This window comes from Paenibacillus sp. sgz302115, from assembly GCF_056120445.1.
Genome location: NZ_JBVYOK010000015.1, coordinates 156248 through 179163 on the forward strand (window position 1 = coordinate 156248; position 22916 = coordinate 179163).

General features: G+C 51.5%; 21 protein-coding genes. 8 read left to right on the top strand and 13 right to left on the bottom strand.

The window, feature by feature from the left end; translation table 11 throughout:
• The first annotated feature begins 41 nt into the window (after nt 1–41).
• Nucleotides 42–638: a hypothetical protein gene (locus AC0LWN_RS23950; RefSeq protein WP_474669789.1), complete on the top strand. Its 597-nt coding sequence runs from the start codon at nt 42–44 to the stop codon at nt 636–638.
• A 269-nt stretch (nt 639–907) separates the two neighbouring features.
• A complete protein-coding gene (locus tag AC0LWN_RS23955; RefSeq protein WP_474669791.1) occupies nt 908–1141 on the top strand; it encodes a coiled-coil domain-containing protein in 234 nt (77 codons plus the stop codon).
• Nucleotides 1142–1283: 142 nt separating this feature from the next.
• Here AC0LWN_RS23955 and AC0LWN_RS23960 read toward each other — a convergent pair whose 3' ends face one another.
• From AC0LWN_RS23960 to udk, 9 genes are all read right to left on the bottom strand, one after another.
• Nucleotides 1284–2618, bottom strand: coding sequence for a 6-phospho-beta-glucosidase (locus AC0LWN_RS23960; protein WP_474669793.1), 1335 nt, complete (start codon nt 2616–2618; stop codon nt 1284–1286).
• 6 nt (nt 2619–2624) lie between these two features.
• Nucleotides 2625–3620, bottom strand: coding sequence for an N-acetylglucosamine kinase (locus AC0LWN_RS23965; protein ID WP_474669795.1), 996 nt, complete (start codon nt 3618–3620; stop codon nt 2625–2627).
• A 135-nt stretch (nt 3621–3755) separates the two neighbouring features.
• Entirely contained in the window at nt 3756–4751 is a 996-nt protein-coding gene (locus AC0LWN_RS23970; RefSeq protein ID WP_474669797.1) for a LacI family DNA-binding transcriptional regulator, read from the bottom strand.
• 88 nt (nt 4752–4839) lie between these two features.
• Entirely contained in the window at nt 4840–6225 is a 1386-nt protein-coding gene (locus AC0LWN_RS23975) for an ABC transporter substrate-binding protein (protein ID WP_474669799.1), read from the bottom strand.
• A 66-nt stretch (nt 6226–6291) separates the two neighbouring features.
• A complete protein-coding gene (locus AC0LWN_RS23980; protein ID WP_474669801.1) occupies nt 6292–7170 on the bottom strand; it encodes a carbohydrate ABC transporter permease in 879 nt (292 codons plus the stop codon).
• Complete coding sequence (locus tag AC0LWN_RS23985) at nt 7167–8024, bottom strand: carbohydrate ABC transporter permease (protein WP_458966495.1); 858 nt, start codon at nt 8022–8024, stop codon at nt 7167–7169. The genes AC0LWN_RS23980 and AC0LWN_RS23985 overlap by 4 nt, the downstream gene beginning before the upstream one ends.
• Before the next feature lie 358 nt (nt 8025–8382).
• Nucleotides 8383–8694 (bottom strand): hypothetical protein, encoded by a 312-nt coding sequence (locus AC0LWN_RS23990; RefSeq protein ID WP_474669803.1) that lies wholly within the window; start codon nt 8692–8694, stop codon nt 8383–8385.
• 62 nt (nt 8695–8756) lie between these two features.
• Nucleotides 8757–10451, bottom strand: a complete 1695-nt coding sequence (locus AC0LWN_RS23995; RefSeq protein ID WP_474669805.1) for an SWIM zinc finger family protein — start codon at nt 10449–10451, stop codon at nt 8757–8759.
• Nucleotides 10452–10669: 218 nt separating this feature from the next.
• The gene (gene udk, locus AC0LWN_RS24000; protein ID WP_458966450.1) at nt 10670–11305 is read right to left on the bottom strand and encodes a uridine kinase; all 636 of its coding nucleotides are present in this window, start codon (nt 11303–11305) and stop codon (nt 10670–10672) included.
• Nucleotides 11306–11496: 191 nt separating this feature from the next.
• On the opposite strand from udk, the gene AC0LWN_RS24005 reads away from it, so the two are divergent.
• Complete coding sequence (locus tag AC0LWN_RS24005; RefSeq protein ID WP_474669807.1) at nt 11497–12615, top strand: threonine aldolase family protein; 1119 nt, start codon at nt 11497–11499, stop codon at nt 12613–12615.
• Between the two features lie 84 nt (nt 12616–12699).
• On the opposite strand, the gene AC0LWN_RS24010 is transcribed toward AC0LWN_RS24005, so the two are convergent.
• Nucleotides 12700–13593 carry a LysR family transcriptional regulator gene (locus AC0LWN_RS24010; RefSeq protein ID WP_474669809.1) on the bottom strand — a complete coding sequence of 298 codons (894 nt, stop codon included), beginning with the start codon at nt 13591–13593 and terminating at the stop codon, nt 12700–12702.
• Nucleotides 13594–13729: 136 nt separating this feature from the next.
• Here AC0LWN_RS24010 and AC0LWN_RS24015 point away from each other — a divergent pair, with 136 nt between their 5' ends.
• From AC0LWN_RS24015 to AC0LWN_RS24035, 5 genes are all read left to right on the top strand, one after another.
• Entirely contained in the window at nt 13730–14509 is a 780-nt protein-coding gene (locus AC0LWN_RS24015; protein ID WP_474669811.1) for an ABC transporter ATP-binding protein, read from the top strand.
• Entirely contained in the window at nt 14506–15288 is a 783-nt protein-coding gene (locus tag AC0LWN_RS24020) for an ABC transporter permease (RefSeq protein WP_474669813.1), read from the top strand. Before AC0LWN_RS24015 ends, AC0LWN_RS24020 begins: the two co-directional genes overlap by 4 nt.
• A 97-nt stretch (nt 15289–15385) precedes the next feature.
• Nucleotides 15386–16591 (top strand): aminotransferase-like domain-containing protein, encoded by a 1206-nt coding sequence (locus tag AC0LWN_RS24025; RefSeq protein WP_474669815.1) that lies wholly within the window; start codon nt 15386–15388, stop codon nt 16589–16591.
• 31 nt (nt 16592–16622) lie between these two features.
• Nucleotides 16623–17939 carry an LLM class flavin-dependent oxidoreductase gene (locus AC0LWN_RS24030; RefSeq protein ID WP_474669817.1) on the top strand — a complete coding sequence of 439 codons (1317 nt, stop codon included), beginning with the start codon at nt 16623–16625 and terminating at the stop codon, nt 17937–17939.
• A 69-nt stretch (nt 17940–18008) separates the two neighbouring features.
• Nucleotides 18009–19106, top strand: coding sequence for an aliphatic sulfonate ABC transporter substrate-binding protein (locus AC0LWN_RS24035; RefSeq protein ID WP_474669819.1), 1098 nt, complete (start codon nt 18009–18011; stop codon nt 19104–19106).
• Nucleotides 19107–19285: 179 nt separating this feature from the next.
• Here the strand turns inward: AC0LWN_RS24035 and AC0LWN_RS24040 are convergent, their stop codons facing one another.
• From AC0LWN_RS24040 to AC0LWN_RS24050, 3 genes are all read right to left on the bottom strand, one after another.
• Nucleotides 19286–20239, bottom strand: a complete 954-nt coding sequence (locus AC0LWN_RS24040; RefSeq protein WP_474669821.1) for a DUF3800 domain-containing protein — start codon at nt 20237–20239, stop codon at nt 19286–19288.
• Between the two features lie 181 nt (nt 20240–20420).
• The gene (locus tag AC0LWN_RS24045) at nt 20421–20966 is read right to left on the bottom strand and encodes a hypothetical protein (RefSeq protein ID WP_474669823.1); all 546 of its coding nucleotides are present in this window, start codon (nt 20964–20966) and stop codon (nt 20421–20423) included.
• A 209-nt stretch (nt 20967–21175) separates the two neighbouring features.
• Nucleotides 21176–22492: a glycosyltransferase family 2 protein gene (locus AC0LWN_RS24050; protein ID WP_474669825.1), complete on the bottom strand. Its 1317-nt coding sequence runs from the start codon at nt 22490–22492 to the stop codon at nt 21176–21178.
• Nucleotides 22493–22916: the final 424 nt, after the last annotated feature.

A 22916-nucleotide genomic window follows, 5' to 3' on the forward strand; every position in this document is an offset into this window, starting at 1 on the left:
AGTTAAGAACGGAGCTACATTCCTTTATAAGGCGGTGGATTATGAAAAGAGTCATGTTCACGCTGGCTGTTGCTGTTATGTTTCTGAGCGGCTGTTCATTTGCTGGAAATTCGTCTCCGTCAAATTCCCCGGCCCCTGTCTCCGTTACTGTGCCGGACAATCTTCCGTACTCCCTGCGAATTGCGATGTCTATAGCGATAAGCAGTACGGAAATCGAGAAGCAACTCGGCAAACCGGCGATTATCCGGACAGGGAAGCCCTACACCTATGAAATTCGGAACCTGCCGGATCAGAGCCGGCTGATTACTGTCTATGACCAATCCCTAAGGCTTCTCGATCAATGGCGGCTGGATAAGCTGCTGCAAAAAGAGGTTTTCGATGGACTTACCCCCGGGCAATCCACAAGTGCGGATGTAGAGCAGCTCGACCGCTTCATATATCTGGTGGAATTCCCCAAAGGGAAGGCGCTGAGTGAACACCGGCTAGTCCAAGGGACAGTCACCGTGAATTATGAGAAAAAGGATAATGCCTGGGTTGTTAAGGACATAGAATACGGTTCCCCGGATAGCCCGGCCAACCTCAGCCGCATTCTTGAACCGGAGGACCTGAAGGAGATCCTTCCTGATACCGCTAGTTAGATTTGATATGAACTGCATTTCATACAATTAAAAGGTGCTATATTCACGCTGTCGGAGGGCTAATTGCACTTCATACATTTAAATTGTCATCATTTTGAAAAAGAAGGCCATTTGTTTATTTTTAAATGTACACAATACAATTATCGTTGAAAAATAAGGGGTATCGTGCCTTTTAACTGCAGCAAATACAGTTGTCTGGCAGATAGTGTTCAACAGTACTGTGTCGTTCCAGAACACCACATTTTGTCTATCCCTAGGTGGCTGCTGCTTTGCTGGCGGTATCCGTGGCCGGATGCTCTTCGGGGAATTCAAGCTCCACAGGAGAGAACACAGAGAAGCTGAAGGCTGAGATCAGCAAGCTTCAGGAAGAGAACAAGCAGCTCAAGGAAGAGAATGACAAGCTGAAGCAGGACGCCTCGGACAAAGCCATTGTGAAAGGCCAGCCGCTTACCATCGACGGAATTGCGGAGTATACGATCACTAAGACGTTTTTTGCCAAGTAGACTGGTGTCAAACCGCTGTATGCGGAGGTAAGGATTGAAGGCCAAACCTACCGGTACACCATACGTTAATCAAGTAAAGAGAAAGCCTGCCCTATCCGTAATTATCGTCTGCGGATGAGCAGGCTCTTCTGTTATTCAAAACCTATTTCACCGGCGCGGCGGCGGCCTCTTTGGTAAAAAAGTTCGGCAAATACTCCTTGTTCGCCTCCAGCATTTCGTCCAGCATTGCTATGGCTACCTCTACAGAAGGTACAAGCGGATGGTGCGCCAGCGCCTGGATAGCCAATCTGCGGTCTCCGGTTACGGCGGCGTCGATGGCTAGCTGCTCGTAGGTTTTGACGGCATGGATCAGTCCCTTGGCCATCGGCGGAACCTTGGTCAGCGGAAGCGGAAGCGGCCCTGTCTTGGTTACAACGCAGTTGACTTCAATGCTGGCATCGTCCGGCAGGAAGCCGAGAATGCCGCGGTTCGCAACGTTCAGCGTCTGGATGTCGTTCGTGCCATTGTAGAGCGAGCGCATCAGGTTGACTGCAGCCTCGGAATAAAAGGCCCCGCCGCGCTGCTCAAGCTGCTTCGGCTTCTCGCTTAGCTCAAGATTGCTGTAGATTTCGAACAGCTCTTCCTCTACGCGTTTGACTACCTCGGCGCGGTTGCCGCCTTGCTTGAACGACTCCAATTGCTCGGCAAGCATGGCATCGGTCATATAGAAATATTTCAGATAGTAGGAGGGCAGGGCGTGCAGGGATTGCAGGAACTCGGGGTTCCACTCCCGGGCAGGCACATTTTTCGCGCTGTAGCCGGCGGTATCGGCCAGCATTTCATCCAGCTTGTCTTCGCCTTCCACATCAATGCGGGTGATCCAGTGCAGATGGTTCAGGCCGACGAATTCGGCATAGATCCGGTCAGGCGCGGCGTTATATTTGGCCGACACTTGCTTGATCAAGCCGATGGGGGCGTTGCACAGTCCGATGCTTTTCACGTTCGAATATCTCAGAACAGCTTCGGTAACCATGCCCGCCGGATTGGTGAAATTGAGCAGCCAGGCATCCGGGGCCAGCTCCTCAATATCCCGACAAATGTCCAGGATTACAGGAATCGTGCGTAGCGCCTTCAGCATGCCGCCGGGACCGGTTGTTTCTTGTCCGATCACGCCGTATTTCAGGGGAATCGACTCGTCGCGCGCGCGGGCATCCAGCATGCCGACACGAATCTGCGTGCTGACGAAATCCGCGCCTTCAATAGCCTTGCGGCGGTCTGTCGTGAGGTGGACCTCGATAGGAAGCCCGGATTTCTCGACCATCCGCTTAGCGAGGCTGCCGACGATGTTCAGCTTGCGCAGGCCAGGCTCGATGTCCACAAGCCACAGCTCGCGGACGGGAAGCTCCTTATGATGAAGAATGAAACCTTCGATAAGCTCCGGGGTATAGGAAGAGCCGCCGCCGATTACGGCGATTTTAAGACCTTGATTAGCTGCCAAGATAAATCACTCCTGTCTGGTTGAGATGGGAATTGCTTCGAAATCCTGAAACACACGCATCTTCTCATGAATATCTGCTGTCACGGTGATGCCGTCCTGCTCCAGGGCCGACCAGACGGCGCCGACAACAGGCTCTGTAGCCAAGGTGACAACGGAAGCACCCGGGGCTGCATTATGTACAGCCTGTTCAATGGGGCTGCGGATCCAGCCCCGGTCGCCCCGGGTAAGCAGGCTTCCGGCAAGAACCACGTCAAAGGTCTCGTTCTCCATGCCCAGCCTGTGAATGACTGCCACTGCGGCCTTGCCCAGCTCCACGCCCTGGCGCTCCAGAATGGCAAGCGCGGCGGCATCGCCTTCAGCCGCCGCCGGGAACAGCAGGCGGGCGGCATCCAGCGGCACGGATTTTCCATGGTCAAGGAAATCATTGTACATGTCCTCCACCCGCGCATAGCCGAGCAGCTTCAGCAGCGGCTCAGTAAGCAGCGTGGGCGCCTCGCGCCCGTCCCAGGCCCGGAGCACGGTGCGGAACACCTCAATGTTCAGCGCCCCGCCGCCGCCGAAATCGCCGTACATGTAGTCGAAGCCGCCGCATTGGTAATGCTGGCCTTCGCGGCTGCGCCCTGCGGCATTCGTACCGGTGCCGCAGATCAGGGCCACGCCGTACGGGCGGTCCGTCCCCGCCCGCAAGCCGATCATCGGGTCGCCGCTGATCGTGTACCGGGTGAAGCCGATGCCGCGGATCAGCGGATGCAGGATATCGTAATCCGTCTTGCGGTCGGCGCCGGCGAGTCCCAGGTAAGCATGGCTAAGATCGCCAAGCTGGAGTCCGGCTTCCGCCAGCGCCGCGAAGGCGGCGGCTCGGATGTTAGCTGTGGCATTCACGGCCCCTGTCTGGTGGTTCCCGTTCCCGCTCCTGCCCTTGCCGAGCACATTGCCGTGCTCATCGCAGAGCAGGGCGTAGGTTTTGCTTCCTCCGCCATCGAGCCCCAAGTAGTAAGTCAATGGTCGTCACTCCTAAAGTTTTGTGAGCTTACACATCCTGAGTCACTTCGTACAAAACTCACTTCGAAAAGCATACGCTTAGTTTTGTAGCTCACGCCAAGTATCACAGCATGCGCTTAGTCTCATAGTTAATATTTAGCTCTGTCGAGCAGTGGTGGACTCACGCACAATCAGCTCCGGGTCAATCCGGATTCCTCCCCCGCGCTTCATAGTTCCGCTGATGCGCTTCAGCAGCATGTCGGCGGCGGCCACACCGATTTTGTCAGCTGGCTGGCGCAGGGTCGTCAGATGGGGGCGAAGCTGGGAAGCGATGATGTGGTCGTCATAGCCGATGACGGCCACATCATCCGGCACGCGTACTCCGGCCTCCATCAGGGCATTGATCACGCCGAGGGCGATGTTGTCATCGCCGGCAAATACGGCAGTGGGCAGCTTGCCCTCTGACAGCCAGCGCCGCGCGGTGTCGTAGCCTTTGGCGATTTCGAAATCGCCGTGAACGATTTCAAACGGCGCAAGGCCTTTTTCCTCCAACGCCTTCAGGAAACCTCCCCGGCGCTCCCTTGTGCTGCGGAACATCTCCTGACCGCAGAGATGGGCGATTGAGGTATGCCCCAGCTCCAGCAGATGGCTGGCGGCGGCATACCCGCCCTTGAAATTATCGACGGTAATGGAATAGCTGTCATTCCCCGGCTGCTGATTGTCGATCAGCACGTAAGGAATGCCGCGCCGCTTCAGCTCCACGATATAATTGTCCTCTTTCATCGGCGAGAGCAGAATCAGGCCGTCTACCCGGTCCTCCTGGATCAGATAGTGGCTCTCGTCCGAGCCGATCCCGGTAGAGACGGAAATCGCCAGGAAATATCCGTGCAGCGCAAGCAACTCATTCAGCTCTTTGACCACTGCATCGAAGAAGGAATCCTGCAGCGTGGTTACAATCAGGCCGATGATACCGGTCCTGCCGCTGGCCAGGCTGCGGGCCGCCGCGTTGGGGCGGTAATCCAGCTCTTTTATCGCCTCCAGCACCTTCTGGCGGTTCTTCTCGCGCACCGAGCCAGCTCCGTTTATGACCCGGGATACCGTGACAACGGATAATCCCGATTTTTTGGCTACATCAAAAATACTCACTTTCATCGTAGGCGCTCCTTGCGTCGGATTTTCCGAACCTTGTACTCTACCTTCAGTATACAGGGCTTGCCGGATATCCGCTAAACGTATGGGCTTATCTTTTAATAATCTCGGTCACTTTCTGCTGAATCACCGGCATCACCTCTTCCAGCGTCTTGTGTCCGGTCTCGACCGGTTGCAGCTCGTTGATGAACATGTCATTGATCTGCGAGTAGTTGGTGATCAGGTGATTGTAGGATTCATAGCCATATTTAACCGCGCCTTCATAGACCTTTTTCACATCTGCCGGATCAATGCCGTCAAAATGCTTGTAATAGACCTCTGCAGCTTCGGTGTTCACCGGCGGATTGCCGCCGCTCAGATCAATGGATTTCTCCTGAACCTCAGTGGTCATCAAATATTTGATCCATTCAAAAGCTTCCTTCGGATGCTTGGAATCCTTCAGAATCAGCAGCGGATCGACGAACAGCGTGCTGCGCACCTTGTCATTGCCACCCCACGGCACAGCGGCTACGCCGATGTTGAAGGGAAAGTCATTAGCGCCCGCAAGGTTCCAGGAGCCGCCGATGGACATGCCGATTTTGCCTGCGACGAAGGGATCGCCGTTCTGTCCCGCTACGCTTTTGCTCCACTCAGAGGTAGGAGAGACCTTATCCTTGAAGATCAGATCGAAGAGCTTCTGGTAAGCGGCAATCACCTTGGGAGAGTCAAAATAGGTCTCGGAAGGCACGCCGCCATTCGTCCAGGTATCCGCAGAATAAGGCTCAGCTCCAAAATACAGCGGCCGCATATCGCGCTCGGCCCAGGTGAAGTCCACGCCGTACTGGGTTTTGGCAATGTCGTCAGAGACGACGGTCATTTTCTTGGCCTCTTCCACCATTTTGTCAAAGGTCCAGCTCTTGTCTTCGTAATCGCTTGGCGGATAGGGAAGCTTCGCGGCATCGAACATGTCTTTGTTGTACAGCATCAAGGTTACATACATATTGACCGGAATGCCGTAGGTACGGTCCTTGACGGTGTAGATTTTCATCAGATTGTCCGGGATATGGTAGTCCTCCGGCTTGAAGCCGTCCTCCTTGATCAGGTCGGTCAAGTCCAGCAGCATGCCTTTGTTGTAATATTCAGCGAAGCCGCCATACCCGTAATGGCTGGTCACATCGGGGGATTTGCCCCCGGCAATCAGGGTCTGGAGCTTGCTGTCAAACTGCTCATAGGGCGCTTTTTCCACCTTCACCTTGATGTTCGGGTGCTCCTTCTCGAAGTCGGGAATCAGCTTCTCAATGAAGGTCCGGTCCTCGGAATCAATGGTGTAGTGCGTAATCGTCACCGGTTCTCCCGAGCCGCTGTTTCCGGAAGCCCCATTGTTCCCCGTGGCGACGTCGCCTGCCGATTTGCCTCCGCTGCAGCCGGATAATGCCGCCACTGTGAGGCTTGCTGCAAGGAGCAGCGCGGATATTTTCCTCTTACGGTTGTTGTTCATCAGTCAATCCCTCCATGATTTCAAGTGATATTATTTCTGGAATGAACCGCCGGATTAGGGCGGATATTACTTGATGCCTGTCAGTACGATGCCTTCCACGAACTGCTTCTGGGCGATGGCGAACAGCGTTACGATAGGAAGCATCGCCAGAACGGAAGCGACCATCAAGAGATGCCACGGCGGAATACGAAAGCGCGATGAGGTAAGTGAGGCCATGCCGACGGGAAGCGTGAATTTGTCCGATGAGCTTAAGTAGAGCACCGGTGTAAGCAGGTCGTTCCAGCTATAGATAAAAGCAAAGATCGCCACGGTCGCCAGTGCCGGCCCGGACAGCGGCAGGGCGATGGTCCACCATATCCGCAGCTCGCCGCAGCCGTCGATCCGACCGGCATCGAACAATTCTTCGGGCAAGGTGGAGAAGAACTGCCGCAGCAGGAAGATATTGTACGCCGAGCCGAAGAATGCAGGCACGATCAGCGGCAGGAAGGTGTCGATCCAGTTCAAGTGGGAGAAGAGCACAAACTGCGGAATCATGATCGCCGGATAGGGCAGCATCATTGTGCTCAGCAGCAGGATGAACAGGAAGCGGTTGCCTCTGCCCTTAAACCGGGCGAACCCGTAAGCGACCAGTGCCGAGGAGATCAGGGTGCCAATGACGGTGAACACGGCGATAATCAGGCTGTTCTTGTACAGAGTGCCGAACTGCAGCGTTTCAAAAATATCTCTGTAATTGCTCCACGCCCAGCTCTCCGGCAGAAAGGTCGGCGGGAACTTCAGCATTTCGCGCTTCGATTTCAGCGAGGTGGAGACCATGAAGAACAGCGGCAGCAGCATAAGGAAGGTAGTAATCAGCAAGGTGATGAAGCTGGCTGCTTTTACGGGATCCATTTTTCGGCGGTGTGCGGAAGCGGCAGCAGTGACGTTTGTCATTTTGACGGTGCTCATCGGTGTCCGCCTCCTTCGTAATGAACATAACGGTTCGACAGCTTCATAATAATGGCCGTGCATAACATAACAACGATCAGCAGCACCCAAGCGAGGGCGGAGGAGTATCCGGCGCGGTATTCCTTAAAGGCGCTGGTATAGAGATTGTAGACGTAGAACCAGGTGGAGTAATTGGGACCGCCTTGGGTCATGACAAACGCCTGGGTAAAGACCTGGAAAGAGTCGATCAGGCCCATAATGAGCTGGAACAGCAGCACAGGCGAGATCATGGGCAGCGTGATATTCAGAAAAATCCGGAACCGTCCGGCTCCGTCGAGATTGGCGGCTTCGACTAGACTTGCAGGCACACCCTGCAGTCCGGCCAGGAAAAGGATCATGCCTGAACCGGCGGTCCAGAAGGACATGATGATCAAGGCGTACAGCGCAGTATCCGGGTTCATCAGCCAGGCCGGGCCGTGAATGCCGAACCAGGAGAGCATGTAGTTGAAGAGGCCGATCTGCGGGTTGAAAATCCAGTACCAGAGGAGCGACATCGCCACCCCGGACACCATGCTGGGAAAATACATCGCGGTACGGAAGAAGCCTCTCAGCGGAATGGTCTGGTGCAGCAGCAGTGCGAAGCCAAGTGCCAGCAGGAGCTGGATGGGTACACTGATGAAGGTATATTTTAGCGTGACCGTGACCGATTTCCAGAACAGCTCATTATGAAACATCTCTGTGTAATTGGCGAGACCGATGAACCTGGGCGGGTGGATAATGTCATAATCGGTGAAGCTGTAGTAGAGCGACGAAAGAATGGGGTACAGGGCGAAGATAAGAAACCCGATTAGCCAAGGAGAAATGAACATATACATGTAAAAAGTCTGCCGCCGGCCTTCACTCTTAATCACAGACACACAACCCTTCTTGTTAAAAGTATAAGCGCTTTAATTTTTGGGACAAACAAATATTTTGTGATACTTAAAATAAGGGTTCGTGGAAACTAAAGTTTAATCGCTTAAACTTTATGAGCAACCTGTTGAGATTATCATAGAGGATGGGGAGGAAATAATCAACCCTAAATTCATAAAATAAAGCGCTACCAGTAAGAAAATATGACGTGTTGTTACTAAAGCAGTTTTTTTGTGAAGACAATTTAGAGAAAAATGGTATTTTGTGTTATGTAATGTGCCATATAGGTGCCGTGAGCTTGCGTTGAATTTAAGCATCCTGTCAGCCGCTAAAGGGGACTTCTGGAACAACAACCGCAGAAATGCCGTTGTTGGGAGCGCTGAGGCCGGAAGTGGCGGGAACAACGGCAAAAATGCCGTTGTTAGGAGCATCGAGGCCGGAAGTGGCGGAAACAACGGCAGAAATGCTGTTGTTAGGAGCATCGAGGTCGGAAGTGGCGGAAACAACAGCAGAAATGCCGTTGTTGGGAGCGCCGAGGCCGGAAGTGGCGGAAACAACGGCAGAAATGCCGTTGTTAGGAGCATCGAGGCCGGAAGTGGTGGGAACAAGCAGAAATGCCGTTGTTCCCGCCACGTGGCCGTGCTTTCGAGTGCGCTGAGGGCATGTTATCGCTTTAACCTTGCACACCAAGCTGCTTAAAAGCTCTCCAGCAGCTTGGTCAGCTCGTCCTTAAAAGCTGACCGTTTGGGGTATGCGGCCAGCAGTGAATGTACGATAGGTTCGGCAGCGGCGGAACCGGCTACTTTTCGGAGTTTTTTGATGGTCCGGCAGACCTGCTGATATTGCTTGCGTGCAGAGGCTTGGTCAGCCGACTGTTCAATATAGGTGAGAAAGATGCCGGTCACCTCCTGCAGATAGTCAGGAACCAGGTGCGGATAATATTCTTCGACTTCACGAGGGTGCTTCTGCACATAACGCAGCAGGCGGTCGAATTCCTTCTCCTGGATCAAGAGCTTCGTGTACACATTATCCCATGGGTTGTGGTTTTGCTCCAATCTGTCCAATATCACATTATAGATGGGTGGCCACTCCGCAGCAGGATAAGCAGATTTAACAGCAGGGTAGTAAGACAATTCCCCGCCACAGAGCAGCTCCAGACCAAGTTCACGCTGGGACAGTGTATCTCCTGACAGCCTATAGGCTTCATATCGCAGCTGCTCCCACTTGTGGACGAGTCCCGGCAAACGGTTCTTTGCATCCTGGGCTTCCCCTTCTTGGGCTAGACGAATCGCCTCATCATATCGGGCGGCATCCATTGCCTGGGTGATGGCCTGTTCCCGGAAGCTTTTGAAGTGCAGGTGACTGTGCAAATAAACCTGATATTCCTGCTCACTGGCATGCTTCTGCAGCCGCTCCAAACGAATTTCCCCCAAACGGGCCGCAAAATGCTGAGCACTCCAGCTATTTGAATCCTTCCCTTTGCTCAATTTATCAGCTAATGCTTCCCACTCTGCCTCCTGGCGGCTCGTAACGGCCAGTTCGGCAGAACACCGGAGTAGGACAAGCTGCCAGTCAGACCAGCCGTCCATTTCCGGGTGTTGCGTCATGTCCATCAGCAGTTGAAACAAGTTCTCCGCTTCCTTAGGCGACAACTCCTCTCCAAGCTGGGCAATCTCATAGATACGGTCCAGGCTGTCCTCTATCATGCCGACCACGATACCATCCGAGTCATCGGAGGCTTGTAGCAACTCCAGCATTTCTTCGAGAATGCACAGGTTAATTCGAACCGCCTGGAGCGGCTCATTTTCTTCGAAGGCCTGAACCGCTTTGGCAGCGGCAAGTTCTGCACCCTGCACGGCTCTGTCTACTTTTCCCCAACCAACAAACCCGTCTCTGCCGGCATACTGGTTAATATAAGAGCGGATCAGACTCCTATAGTCTTCAAGCCCAGCGCTGTTCTCCGCACCAGAAAAGTAAATGCGAATTCGCTGTTCCGTCTGCTCCGAGTCCAGTGCCAAGGCTAACAGCAGCGAGATCAGCTCGCTTTTGTCCTTCGCTTCCAGTATTTGCTGCAGGCTCGCGGCCGGGGCGGATTCGGTTGCATCAGGGATAGCGTCCTCTGCCATATGATCCCTCAGATACATCAGCACCGCCGCCTGATGCTTGCAGACAGCATCCATATCGTACGGACAAGTACATGATGAGGAAAGAATCTTATCCTGCTCCCCAAGCTGGACAACCACTTCGTAAAGCTCGCTTCCTGCGACTTTTGCCCGGTAGAGTCCGGGCTTTAGCTCGCGTACAGACTCTACATGGCCGGAGAGCAGGTAGTCCTGCCCTCTTTTTATGATCACGCTGCTAATACTTTTGCCAAGATTACGGAGGTTCATATTAGCCGTTCACTCCTATTCGTGTAAGGGGAATCAAGGATGCAGAGAGATGTACTTTTCGTTCAAGGTACTGTAATCCAAATTCTCTTTTTGCAGCCATTCATGAATGGCTTTTTCTGCACATTTCTTTCGATAATATTTTGCCCCAATTATATCAAAGGTGGTTCATACAAAAAAAGCCACCGAGAAGTCCCGGCAGCCTTTATAAATCTTAACCTTTACTTTCCAGTCCACTGCTGGTCGCCCGACAAGTATTTCTCGGTGAGCACGGACAATAGCTGAATGCCAACTTCATTCTGTCCGCCTTCAGGGATGATGAGGTCTGCGTATTTTTTGGACGGTTCAATGAATGCCTCGTGCATCGGTTTGACCGTAGTCAAATATTGCGTGTGGATCGACCGGATGGTCCGTCCGCGTTCCTCAATGTCCCGCAGCACACGCCGCAGGATGCGCACATCCGGGTCGGTATCGACAAAAACCTTAATATTGAGCTGCGCGCGAAGCATTTCATCGGAGAGGACATGCAGTCCTTCAACAATGACGATGTTGTTGGGCTGAAGCTCCACCGTTTTGTCCGTAAAGCGGGCATGAACGGTAAAATCATACACCGGGGCATAAGCGGCTTGTCCGGTTTTGAGACAATTCAAATGCTCAATCAGCAGCTCGGTGTCAAAAGCAAGCGGGTGATCGTAATTGATCGCTCCACGTTCCTCCAGGCTGAGATGCGAATGGTCTTTATAGTAGTTATCCTGAGATATGAACGTCACTTTATCTGTTCCCAGACGGTCGATGACGGAGCGTGCTACTGTCGTTTTGCCAGAACCGGTCCCGCCGGCGATACCAATAATAAGCATGGTGTTGTAATAAACCTCCCTAAGCAATTGCCTTTGCAATTCCAATATTGTAGCACAGCGGTCAATTATTTTCACCTTGGATTAGAGGAACAAAACGTGAACTTTAGAAAAAAGCAGGAATTTGGGGCGAAATGATATAATTTGTAAAGATTAATTCAGAGAACGCTTGGTTTGAGAGGAGAATTGTGCCAATGGATCAGACGAAAACAGAGACAGTAACGGATAACAGCAAAACCTTAGCTGAAGCTTACAGTGCTGCTTCTATACAACTGGCCGGTCACGGTAAACGGGACATAAGGGTGCTAAAAGAGGCTTTTGCCGGAGTAGAGGACGGCCTAGGCAGTGATATGTACGGCACGGGTAAGCTGATCGAGGAGTTTCAGGCTGAAATGGCGGAGGTGCTGGGCAAGGAAGCGGCGGTGTTTTTCCCCAGCGGCACGATGGCGCAGCAGATTGCGCTTAGAATCTGGAGTGACCGCAAGGGCAGCAGGCGTGTGGCGTACCATCCCTTGTGCCACTTGGAAATCCACGAGCAGGATGGGCTAAAAGAGCTGCATCATCTGGAGCCGCTCCTGCTTGCCGATAAAGACAGCCTGATTTCCCTGGACGATGTGAAGAATATGGGTACAGGCGTTGCCTGTCTCCTGCTGGAGCTGCCGCAGCGCGAGATTGGCGGACAACTGCCGGAATATGCGGAGCTTGAAGCGATTTCAGAGTATTGCCGTGAGCAGGGCATCATGCTGCATCTGGACGGTGCGCGTATATTCGAGGTGCTGCCGTATTACGGCAAAACCGCCGCTGAGGTCTGCAGCCTGTTCGACAGCGTATATGTTTCTTTTTATAAAGGCATTGGCGGGATCGCCGGAGCTATTCTTGCGGGGAGCGAGGATTTTACCGGGGAATCGAAGATTTGGAAAAGACGGCACGGCGGCGACCTGATCAGCCTGTATCCATATATTATCCCCGCCCGGTACTATTATCAGATGAGAGCGGGCAAGATGGGGCAATATTATGCGGAGGCCAAGGAGCTTGCGTCCCGGTTCAACGGCTGTCCTAACGTAAGCACTCTGCCGGAGGTTCCGGTGTCTAACATGTTCCATGTGTATTTTGCCCTGCCCAGGCAGCAGGTGGAGCCGATTCTAATCCGGGTCACCGAAGAAACGGGCGTAGGGCTGACCCCGCGGCTGAAGGAGACCGGCGAGTTCTCGTGCTCTTATGAATTGAATATTGGCGATTTATACGGCAGTATTGCCAAGTCCGAGCTGGAAGCGGCGTTCGGGCTGCTGGATAGATTGCTGAGCGAGGCTTGAACGCGAAGAATCAAGAAGCGGCGCGATGGATGTGCCGCTTTTTGAGCTTTTAACAGACACATTAAATCTGGGCGCATGCTGTTCCTATATGGATTTCCACCGGTTGAACTGATTGACCTGAATCAGGAATTCACGGATAAAAGCTTCGCCGGCCACAGACAGCTTCTTCCGGGAATGCAGCCAGTACAGCTTCACCTCAGGGTCTTCCTTCACCGGAATGGGGATGATCTGCCCTGTTTTCACGTAAGGGTCATTCTTCAAGGATACATCGAGATAAAAGCAAGTCGCCATTCCCTCTGCAATAACATGCTTCGATGCTTCCGACCAATTGGACAAATATACCTCCTTGGGTGTGCCGTACTTCCGAAGCTCCTTGCGCATATGATCTGAAGATGCAATTACCGGATGCTTCACGATGTCGTGAAAGGAAACTTTATCCTTCGCGGCCAGGGGTGAACTTGCACCCACACAGGCCAGAATCTTGCCTACCATGAATTGATGGGCATGCAAATGCTTGAATTCATACTCGCCAGGAATACCAACCAGCCCAAGATCGAGCTTGCCTTGAATAACTCCCTCCTCAATTTCACCGGAATGGCCTTCCTGAATGACCAGCTCCACATTAGGATATTTTGACTTGAAGACTGACAGCGTCCGTGGAAGGAAGCTGGTGCATATTCCAGAGATGGCTCCGATGGTCATTGTCCCCTCAATCAGTGAACCGTGGTTACGGGCCGTATTCTTCAGAGCATCAACCTGATTCATAATCTCTTCAGCATGTTCAATAATACTTGCGCCAATCTCCGTAAGCTCGCTACCCGCCCGCGTCCGATTGAAGATTACCGCTCCAAGCTCCTGCTCCAATGAAGAGATGGCATGGCTGATATTCGGCTGCGACACATGGAGCTTGTCGGCAGCTACCGTAATGGAACCACAGTGAGCGACCTCGATGATGTATTTTAACTGTTCCAGACGCACGGCAATCCCTCCGGTGTGATAAATGTCACTTATGCAAGCATAGATATTACGTATTTTACATCACACCGCTTTATATGTGTTAATAATAATAACTTTATTGCCTACTAAGCTTATCGGAGAAATGAAGGTGGTGTTGATGTCAGCAGCAGGAGCTCTCGACATCCAGAAAGTCAACAAATCCTATGTTCATGAGGGACAGCCTAAGCTTGTCCTGTCAGATATTAATATTTATGTAGAGCCTGGCGAATTCTTCACGGTCATTGGGCCAAGCGGCTGCGGTAAAAGCACTCTGCTTAAAATCGTGGCCGGATTAGAATCCAAGGATGCCGGAACCTTGCTGCTCAGCGGCGAGCCAATCACAGGGCCGAGCCAGAATAAGGGCGTCATCTTTCAGGAGCATCGTCTCTTCCCTTGGCAGACCGTTGAAGAGAATATTGCCGCAGACCTGTCGCTGAAGAAGACGGAGATCAGGCGGAAGGTAGATTCCATGATTGAACTGGTACGGCTTCAGGGCTTCGAAAAGGCATACCCAAAGCAGATTTCGGGCGGTATGGCCCAGCGGGTGGCTATTGCCCGTACGCTGCTGCGCAATCCCAAGGTACTGCTGCTGGATGAACCCTTCGGCGCACTGGATGCTTTTACAAGAACCCATATGCAGGAAGCTCTCCTCGACATTTGGCATACCAACCGGACAACGATGCTGCTCGTTACGCATGACATTGATGAAGCTGTATTCCTGTCCAACCGTATCGTTGTGATGGATGCCCAGCCGGGAAGAATCAAGCATGTATTGCCAGTCGATCTTCCTCACCCGAGGAATCGTCTAAGCACATCCTTCCAGGAGCTTCGCACCCTTGTGCTGCGGGCACTGGAGCATCATCCGTACAGCAGCAGGGAGGCCGGCTGGGAAATATGAATACAGACCGCAAGACGAACAGACAGAGATTATTTATACGTGGATTGTTTCTTCCTGTTTTCATTCTCGCCATCTGGCAGTTGTTGTCGCAGCTTGGTTGGGTGTCGGAGCAGCTTTTTCCCTCTCCCTGGTCGATCTTTAAGGATTTCGCCGACCTGCTGCGCTCGGGTGAGCTGCTGCATCATTTGCGGGTCAGCGTCGTTCGGGCGTTGCTCGGCTTCCTGATCGGGGGAGCGTTAGGTCTGGTGCTCGGACTATTCGTCGGATTATTCCGGCGCGCTGAGGAATACCTTGATCCTACAGTTCAAATGCTGCGCACCGTTCCTCTGCTAGCCATCACGCCACTTTTTATTCTGTGGTTCGGCTTCGGGGAATTATCCAAAGTGCTGCTGATTGCTATGGGGGCCTTCTTCCCGCTCTATGTGAATACCTTCCTTGGTGTTCGCACGGTGGATTCCAAATTGTTCGATGTCGCCAAGGTGCTGGAGTTCAGCCGCTACAGCTTGATCAGGAGGCTTGTCCTTCCATCGGCGCTTCCCCAGATTCTGCTTGGCCTTCGCTTGTCACTCAGCACGGCGTGGCTATGCCTTGTGGTCGCGGAACTGATGGGTGCTGATCAAGGTGTGGGTTACCTGATTCAGGATGCCCGTTCCTTTATGAGGACAGGGGTTGTCTTTGTAGGCATCTTCATCTTTGCCGCTGTCGGCAAGCTGACCGATTCAATGGTACGGCTGCTGGAGCGTAGATTGCTGGGCTGGAGAGACAGCTATAAAGGCTAGGTCTGCTCCTGTACCCATTGCATCGGGCGAATTCAAGTCTTCAGTTGGAGTCGGCCATTTAGCTTCTCACATCTTCCGAATAAGGTGGTTAACCCTAATGACCTCACACTTAAAGCCATTTGCCTTTCCTAAACGTCTGCCAGCCGCGCCTCCCGTTGGAGCCGCACAAGCTTCGAGCCGGTCGGACATCATCCCGCTTTCCTATGGAACTCCCTCGTCCGATGCCTTCCCATATGCGGAATTGCAGGCTGCATCGGCGGCTGCCATTCTGCACGAGGGGCGGGATGCGCTGCAATACGCCGGAGCGGGCGGACCCGGCCGCGTCCAGCAGTGGATAGCTGAACGGGCAGTCCTCCGCTCCATTCAGGCCGCTCCGCAGCAAATTCTCGTCACCTATGGTTCCCAGCAGGCGATTGACTACGCCGCCAGAGCACTGCTGGAACCAGGGGACCATGTATGGGGGGAGGCACCGACCTACTTCGGTGCAGTCAGCACCTTCAGAGCAGCGGAGGCGGTTATCACTTCCTTCCCTATTGACTCTCAGGGCATTCAGGTGGAACGGGTGGAAGCCGCACTGGTGGAAGCCTCCCGGCTGGGCACACCTCTTCCCAAGTTGCTCTATTGCATGCCTAACTTCCATAACCCTGGAGGTGTGAGCCTGTCCGCCGAGCGGCGTGAGCGGCTGGCGCAGCTTGCTTATGAGTATAACTTCTTCATTCTGGAGGATGATGCTTATGCCGAATTGGTCTACGAAGGGCAGCATCTTCCGGCAATCTACAGCTTCGGGCCGGAGCGGGTGATCTATCTCAGCTCCTTTTCCAAAATCATTGCCCCAGGCATCCGCCTGGGCTGGGCCATAGGCTCGGCAGAGGTGATTCGGAACATGAACTCCTTCTTCCAGGGCAGCAAGGCCAGCGTATTCTCCCAGGAAATTGTCGCCCAGTTGTTCGATCACCTGTCCTTCCCTGAGCATCTGCAGCGGCTTATCGAAAGGTATAAATCCAGTCGCGATGTCATGGTTGGTGCCCTGCGCGAGCAATTCGGTAACGATGTGCAGTTCCAGATTCCTGCCGGGGGCTTCTTCATCTGGCTGGCCTTCCCCGAAGATGTGCAAACCTCTGAATTTGTGCAGGACGCCGCGGGGCGGGGGGTCAGCTTCCTGCCTGGCAGCCAGTTTTTTGTAGAGCCGGAAGGAGGGAATTATGCAAGGCTGTCCTTTAGCTATTGCAATGAAGAAGCCATCCGGCTGGGAGTCGCCCGGTTCGCTGAGGCTTACCGGAGCTATAAGAACAGAGCGGTCTGAAACCTAATTCAATCTGATGGAAGTGAAGCTAATGACAAGACAACATGAACAGATGAGACTTGGAGCTTTTTTATTCGATTATGGGCATCATTATGCAGCTTGGCGCCACCCGGAATCCACGACCCAGAGCGCCATCAATCTGGAATTCTATCTCAAGTCAGCGCAGGCGGCGGAGCATGGCAAATTCGATATGGTCTTTCTGGCCGACAGCGGCTCCATCCCCGGTATTTCCGATCTGGAGACGGATGTCAGCTTTATCTATCCCGAATCGGTCACTCTGCTCGGGGCGCTGGCGGGGGTGACACAGCGGATTGGACTAGCCGGAACGGCATCCACTACCTTTAATGAGCCCTACAATCTGGCGCGGCGGTTCGCTACGCTTGATCATTTGAGCAGCGGGCGTGCGGGATGGAATGTGGTCACCTCCACCAAGGAAAGTGAAGCCAGGAACTTCAATGCCGACCAGCTGCTCGAACATGGAAGGCGCTATGAACGGGCGTCTGAATTCCTGGAGGTTGTCACCGGCCTGTGGGATTGCTGGCAGGACGATGCGGTGGTGTTGGAGCGCGAGAGTGGACGTTACGCCAATCCCGAACGCATTCACCGGCTGAATCATAATGGCACTCATTTCCGGGTCGAGGGGCCGCTGAATTTACCGCGTTCTCCGCAAGGAAGACCGGTCATTATTGAGGCGGGCACCTCACCGACAGGTCAGAAGCTGGCTGCCCGCACCGCAGATGTGGTGTTTACCGCCTGCGATAACAAGGAAGAAGCCATTGCCTTCTATCGGCAGCTCAAAGCGCAGCTTCCTCAATACGGCCGAGAGGCGGATGAGCTTAAGGTAATGCCCGGCCTGATGGCCTTCATTGGGGCTACGGAGGAGGAGGCCCGGGAGAAAGAACAGCTCTTCAATGAGCTGATTCAGCCTGCTGTCGGTGCACGTTATTTGTCCAAGCTGCTCAATTACGATCTGTCGGGCCATCCGATTGACGGGCCGCTGCCCGACATCCCTGTGCAAGGGAATACCAGCAGGGCTGTGATGATTATCGAGCGTGCCCGGCAATCCGGAATGACGATCCGCGAGCTGGGGCTGCATTACGCCGTTGCCCGTGGTCATTTAACCGTCACCGGTACAGCGGAGCATGTCGCAAGTGTGATGGAGGATTGGTTCACCAGCGGAGCATGCGACGGATTCAATATTATGCAGCCGCTGTTACCCCAGGGGCTGGAGGAATTTGTGCAGGAGGTTGTGCCGCTATTGCAGGCAAGAGGAAGCTTCCGCACGGAATACACAGGCAGCACATTAAGAGAGCATCTCGGTTTATTGCGGCCTGCCGGCCGCCTCTGATCAACCTGACAAGCAGGACAAGCTTTTGACATATGCAGCACCATACTCAAAACAACAGGAGGAACAATAATGAAAGCATGGAGTAAAAAGGGGTTCATGGGTCTGACACTTGCAATGATACTGATTATGCTGTCTGCTTGCGGGAACTCATCCAGTAATGCAGGCCAGGCTAAGAACAACGCAGCAACAGAAGCAACAGCAACAACAGCGGCACCGGCATCGGCATCGGCGGAACCATCTGCATCACAAGACACCGGCAGCAATGCGGAGAAATACAAGGATGTTGTCGTCAACATTGATGCCAGTCAGATAGGGCCGCTACTGATCGCCAAGGAAAAAGGGTATTTCGAAGAGGAATTCGGGAAATTCGGGGCAAAGATTGAGTATCAAACCCTTCAGAGCTCTTCACAATTCCTGGAGGCCATCGCCTCGGATCGTCTGGACTTTGTCCGTATTGGCTACATCGGCACGATTACCGGGCAAGCGGCTAAGGTAGGCTTTACCTCTATCAGTGAAGGAAGCGACGGCGGCGGGGACGGCATCATCGTTCCGAAGGGCAGCTCTATTCAATCCATTGCAGACCTGAAAGGCAAAAAAGTCGGCGTAACCAAGGGAAGCAGCTCCTGGGGACTATTGCTCCGTGCCTTGCAGAGCGCGGGACTGAGCGCCTCGGATGTGCAGCAGATCAATCTTCAGCCGGATGAAGCCCAGCCTGCGTTCCAGAGTGGACAGATTGATGCCTGGGTGATCTGGGAGCCTTTCCGCAGTTCACAGATTAATACACAGGGGGCAAAGCTGATTGCGGACGGTAAAGGTATTGGCGCCTTCAATCCCGCCTACAACATCGTCCGTACCAAATTTGCCAAACAATACCCGGAACTGGTTGTAGCCTACTTGAAGGCATACGAACGCGCACTGGAATGGCAGAACAGCAATCTGGATGAAGCGATTAAGCTGCTGGCGGGTCTTAAGAATCTCGACGAAGAGACTGTAAGAGTCTCTCTGGCGAACAACGTGGCTACCAACAACCCGATCTCGGATGAAGCCACCAAGAACCAGCAGGAGGTTGCAGACATTCTGTTTAAGCTGGGAGAACTGAAAGAGAAGGTGGATGTCTCTCAAGTGGTTGACAATTCCTATATTGAGCAGGCACTGGCTGGCAAATAAACCATAACCCCGGCTTACTGTTCGAAAAAAGGGTTGCGCAGTCCCTCGGTCTTTCCTGGCGTATCCTACAAGGGATCGCCAACGATGCTCATGCCGGGGGATCGCCGCAATCCCTACAATAAACTGCAAAAAACAAGCTGTCCCGTCCATGCAGACGGAGCAGCTTGTTTTTGTTTTTTCTATAGCAACAAGAATGAATTCCTGCCTCTGCCTTCAAGTTCGTCTTTAAAACCTAACATCATTCTCAATCTTGTATTAGGATATCCCATCAGTTCCCTGTAATCCCTAGCAGATTTGTGAGGGTGCTTTAATAAAATTGAGTTTAGTTTTGTTATCTCCTTGGTATCATATTGTGATTTGTATACAATAAACCTGGATATATAATTGCCTATTGGCAACTCGGATAAAATGTCACTCCCATCCCATTGAAATAGCTTAATTTGTTTTTGGAACCTTTCAATATTCAATCCTTCTATTAAGAATCGGTAAATCAGATCGCTTTTTATTAAGGAGGCATCAGAATTTTCGGTATATCCTCTTTCCATCAAGAACACGACGATTCCCATGAATGTATCAATAATTTGCAAGGGGATGGATTCATGAGAATGTAGTGAGCGAACAGACTTAATGGTATATCTTTTGTTTCTATAAACCGAGTGGGCATTCATTTGTTCTTTAATTTTAGAGTACAACCGTAATGCACTATATTCATCGCTGCGATCCACATTTATTTTTACTTCAATATTGTTTGGTAAATTCAAATGGCGTGTAACACCATAGAATAGCCTTTCAGGGATTTTTATATAAAACAAACTGCGCAGCTCCAGCATGCTTAAATTCATTTCCTTAGCGATTAAATGGGCGTTTGCATTGTTGACAATAATTATATTTATATTCACATCTTGGCTGATTACATGATTTAGAATTTTGAAATATTTTTTTATGTATTGGTCGTGATTATATTCCCTAAAATGGAGCTCACTTTGGGTATTTAAAGATGTGCAGATTTCTTTTACTGCTTTTGTTGTTTCAGCCATAGTTGTATCCATTCCACCGTAAGCGCCATAATAAGAAAAAGCTTTATTTGGCTGATCAATCTTGTTAGCCTCATCAAAATATAAATGAAAACTCACTTTGTAGTTCTGCTCCTTTCATTTTATCATGCAGCGGGATATACTTGACTTCTGGATTTCTGCATAATACTATTAAAATACACATATACTTATTTAAGTGTAGTCTTCTCCGCTTCGTTAGTAGAGCTGGCTGCGCTTTAAAGACAACCCTTCTCCGCTTCGTTAGTGGAGCTGGGTTTTTTTATTTATAATATTCATTCTCTGACTTGATCTTTTGTAGGCTATACTTTAATGTTTTTAGACCCTCAAGATGAATGATGGCTTTCAAAATATCTACTGCCTCTGTGGAGTCTCTGGTATCTCTTATATCAAATTTTTTTAAATCAATGTTCTCTATTAGGTTTATTACCTCTACTATTTTCCCTTTCATCTCAACATAATTTATATAATTCTCACTAGTTGAAGACTGCGTTGTTTTTAACAGTTCCTTTGCAGTGGGAGAATATGCGGGAACTTCAATAAGGTCCTTATCGTTTTGCAATTTCTTAGAAGGAATAAACACTGCAGCTCGTCCTTCTTTATCCTTTACTACATATTCAGGAAAACGTTTTTCTAAGTCCCATAATGCAGACCTATACTTGCCTTTTTTTGAATCATCTGGTTCTATGAGTTTCCACAATGTACGCTCCGTAAGGAATTTCAGATCGGCCAGACTCCTTCCTTCGGGATAATCGGCTAATAATTTTAGAGCGGTTTTTCTAATTACTTCAGAAGCGGGTGTTCTCATGGGTACCTCCTTTCGTTTTGCATTTCTAAGATAACTTAGTTATTATAACTGAGTCAAGCGAACACCTAAAGATTTTTGTCAAAATAATTTCCAACCACAAAAAGAAGTAATCTTAACAAAATAAACCGCCATTTCATTGAGATAAAATATGAACAAAAGACACCCGGAAAAAGGTGTCTTTTGCTTAAATGTAGGGATAAGAATGAAATCTACCGGTTCAATAACGCCCTAACAAACGACACGCGCAGCAGTTGCTTTTTCAGCAGTTTGGTGCGGAATTGGCGTTTCAACTGGCTGTAGGCCTTGGGGCTGTGGGTGCTGGCCCAGCTGTACATCGACTTGAAGTCGGTGTGGCTTTTGGCGGAATTCATCAGATAGTACGAGATGGTGTCATATACATTGTGGTTGAACCATTCGTTCATTTCCGTCTTGCTGTAGCCGTAGCGGTCGATGGCCATGTTGCGGATGAGCCGTTTCTCCTCCAGATTCTCGATCAGGAAAGACTGGCTGAGGTGAAAGGTAATATTGTTGCCGTGAATCCGGTAGACACCCGCTAGGGTATCAATAAACCCGGCGTCGCCGATCAGCAGGGCCCGGAGGTAAATGGATGCGTCGTTGACCATATTCATGTTCAGGATATCCATCTTCATGAGCGCATCCCGTCTGAAAATTGCGGTCAAGGTGGAGGCGGGCTTAGGATAGCCTTTTTGCTCAAAATTTCTGAAATAAGCCTCCTTCGGGGTAATCTCGCTTAGCTGTAGGCTGGAGGGCTTGAGCTGGCCGGTTTTGGAATACTCCAGGAATACATTGGCGGCTACAAAAGCAAGCTCCGGATGCTGCTGATGAAAATGTACAGCCCTGCTGAAATAGCTACGGTCGATCAGATAGTCATCGTCGTCCAGGAACAGAATGTATTCGCCGTCGCCGTGGGCGGAGAGCGCCTTGCGCCGGTTATTCCCGGGCCCGCGGTTGGTTTCGTTCTGCATGTAGATCACACGCGGATCATCTCCGAAGCTCCGGCTCATCATGTCTGCGGTCCCGTCGCTGGAGCAGTCGTCAATTACCGTAATCTCTTTATGGGGATAATCCTGCCGCAGGATGCTTTGGACGGCTTGGTGCAGGAACTCTTTTCTATTATAGGTTGTGATGATTACGCTGACTTTGGGCAGGGTGGAGGGATCGGTGGCCGTGGTCAGGGGGTTGGCCTGTTCTCCGTTCGCCCTCCTTAATTCGGCAAGGCTGTTCAGCAGCTCGCGGATATTCACGGGTTCGATGTTGAACTGCTGAGATAAATAATACTCCAGAGCATCCTCGGAAGCCCGCTCCGACAAGTAAGCCTGGATCACTCCGGTCAGCGTCTCCAGATTCTGCCGGATACCGGCGTCCGCTTCGCTGTCAATGCTGGCCCTGTATCTGCTAAGCAGATCATTGCCCTGCTGCCCGCCAGCTTGCGGATGCTGAATATCGTCATGGAGCTGTGTCAGCAATCGGTACCCAGCCTGGCGCAACTCCTCGCTCTGAGCCATAATTAGTCCTCCTTAGAGTTTTATGGAGCTACGCTCCCTGAAATCTCTTCGTCATAAAACTGGCATCGTAAGCATATGCTTAAGTTTTGTGAGCATATGCTTCCTCGAATCCTCTTCGTGCAAAACTTGCTTCGTAAGCATCTGCTAAGTTTTATGGAGCTACGCTCCTGCTTTGCCGAAATTCCTAATTTCGTACAGATCTAGTTAGTTTTACTTGAGTAACCTATCTACGCTGATGTGCTAGTGGGAATTTCTCCACTTAATTTCTTTTGAGCAAGAGGCCGATAAATGTAGAGTGGAAAAACTCCACTTAAATCAGCTTGATCAAGCGAAATCCGCCGAAAAAGAGAGAATTAGGTATACTTTTTCCACTTAAATGCTCAATTAGTGCGGAAAACGGCGAATTAAGTGACCTTTTTCCACT

Coding starts and splice junctions, on each gene's coding strand:
- AC0LWN_RS24020 (WP_474669813.1), top strand. CDS start 14,506: ATGAATACAGACCGCAAGACGAACAGACAGAGATTATTTATACGTGGA.
- AC0LWN_RS24050 (WP_474669825.1), bottom strand. CDS start 22,492: ATGGCTCAGAGCGAGGAGTTGCGCCAGGCTGGGTACCGATTGCTGACA.
- AC0LWN_RS23995 (WP_474669805.1), bottom strand. CDS start 10,451: ATGAACCTCCGTAATCTTGGCAAAAGTATTAGCAGCGTGATCATAAAA.
- AC0LWN_RS24025 (WP_474669815.1), top strand. CDS start 15,386: ATGACCTCACACTTAAAGCCATTTGCCTTTCCTAAACGTCTGCCAGCC.
- AC0LWN_RS24015 (WP_474669811.1), top strand. CDS start 13,730: ATGTCAGCAGCAGGAGCTCTCGACATCCAGAAAGTCAACAAATCCTAT.
- AC0LWN_RS24035 (WP_474669819.1), top strand. CDS start 18,009: ATGAAAGCATGGAGTAAAAAGGGGTTCATGGGTCTGACACTTGCAATG.
- AC0LWN_RS23985 (WP_458966495.1), bottom strand. CDS start 8,024: ATGTATATGTTCATTTCTCCTTGGCTAATCGGGTTTCTTATCTTCGCC.
- AC0LWN_RS24030 (WP_474669817.1), top strand. CDS start 16,623: ATGACAAGACAACATGAACAGATGAGACTTGGAGCTTTTTTATTCGAT.
- udk (WP_458966450.1), bottom strand. CDS start 11,305: ATGCTTATTATTGGTATCGCCGGCGGGACCGGTTCTGGCAAAACGACA.
- AC0LWN_RS23980 (WP_474669801.1), bottom strand. CDS start 7,170: ATGAGCACCGTCAAAATGACAAACGTCACTGCTGCCGCTTCCGCACAC.
- AC0LWN_RS23970 (WP_474669797.1), bottom strand. CDS start 4,751: ATGAAAGTGAGTATTTTTGATGTAGCCAAAAAATCGGGATTATCCGTT.
- AC0LWN_RS24045 (WP_474669823.1), bottom strand. CDS start 20,966: ATGAGAACACCCGCTTCTGAAGTAATTAGAAAAACCGCTCTAAAATTA.
- AC0LWN_RS23975 (WP_474669799.1), bottom strand. CDS start 6,225: ATGAACAACAACCGTAAGAGGAAAATATCCGCGCTGCTCCTTGCAGCA.
- AC0LWN_RS24005 (WP_474669807.1), top strand. CDS start 11,497: ATGGATCAGACGAAAACAGAGACAGTAACGGATAACAGCAAAACCTTA.
- AC0LWN_RS23950 (WP_474669789.1), top strand. CDS start 42: ATGAAAAGAGTCATGTTCACGCTGGCTGTTGCTGTTATGTTTCTGAGC.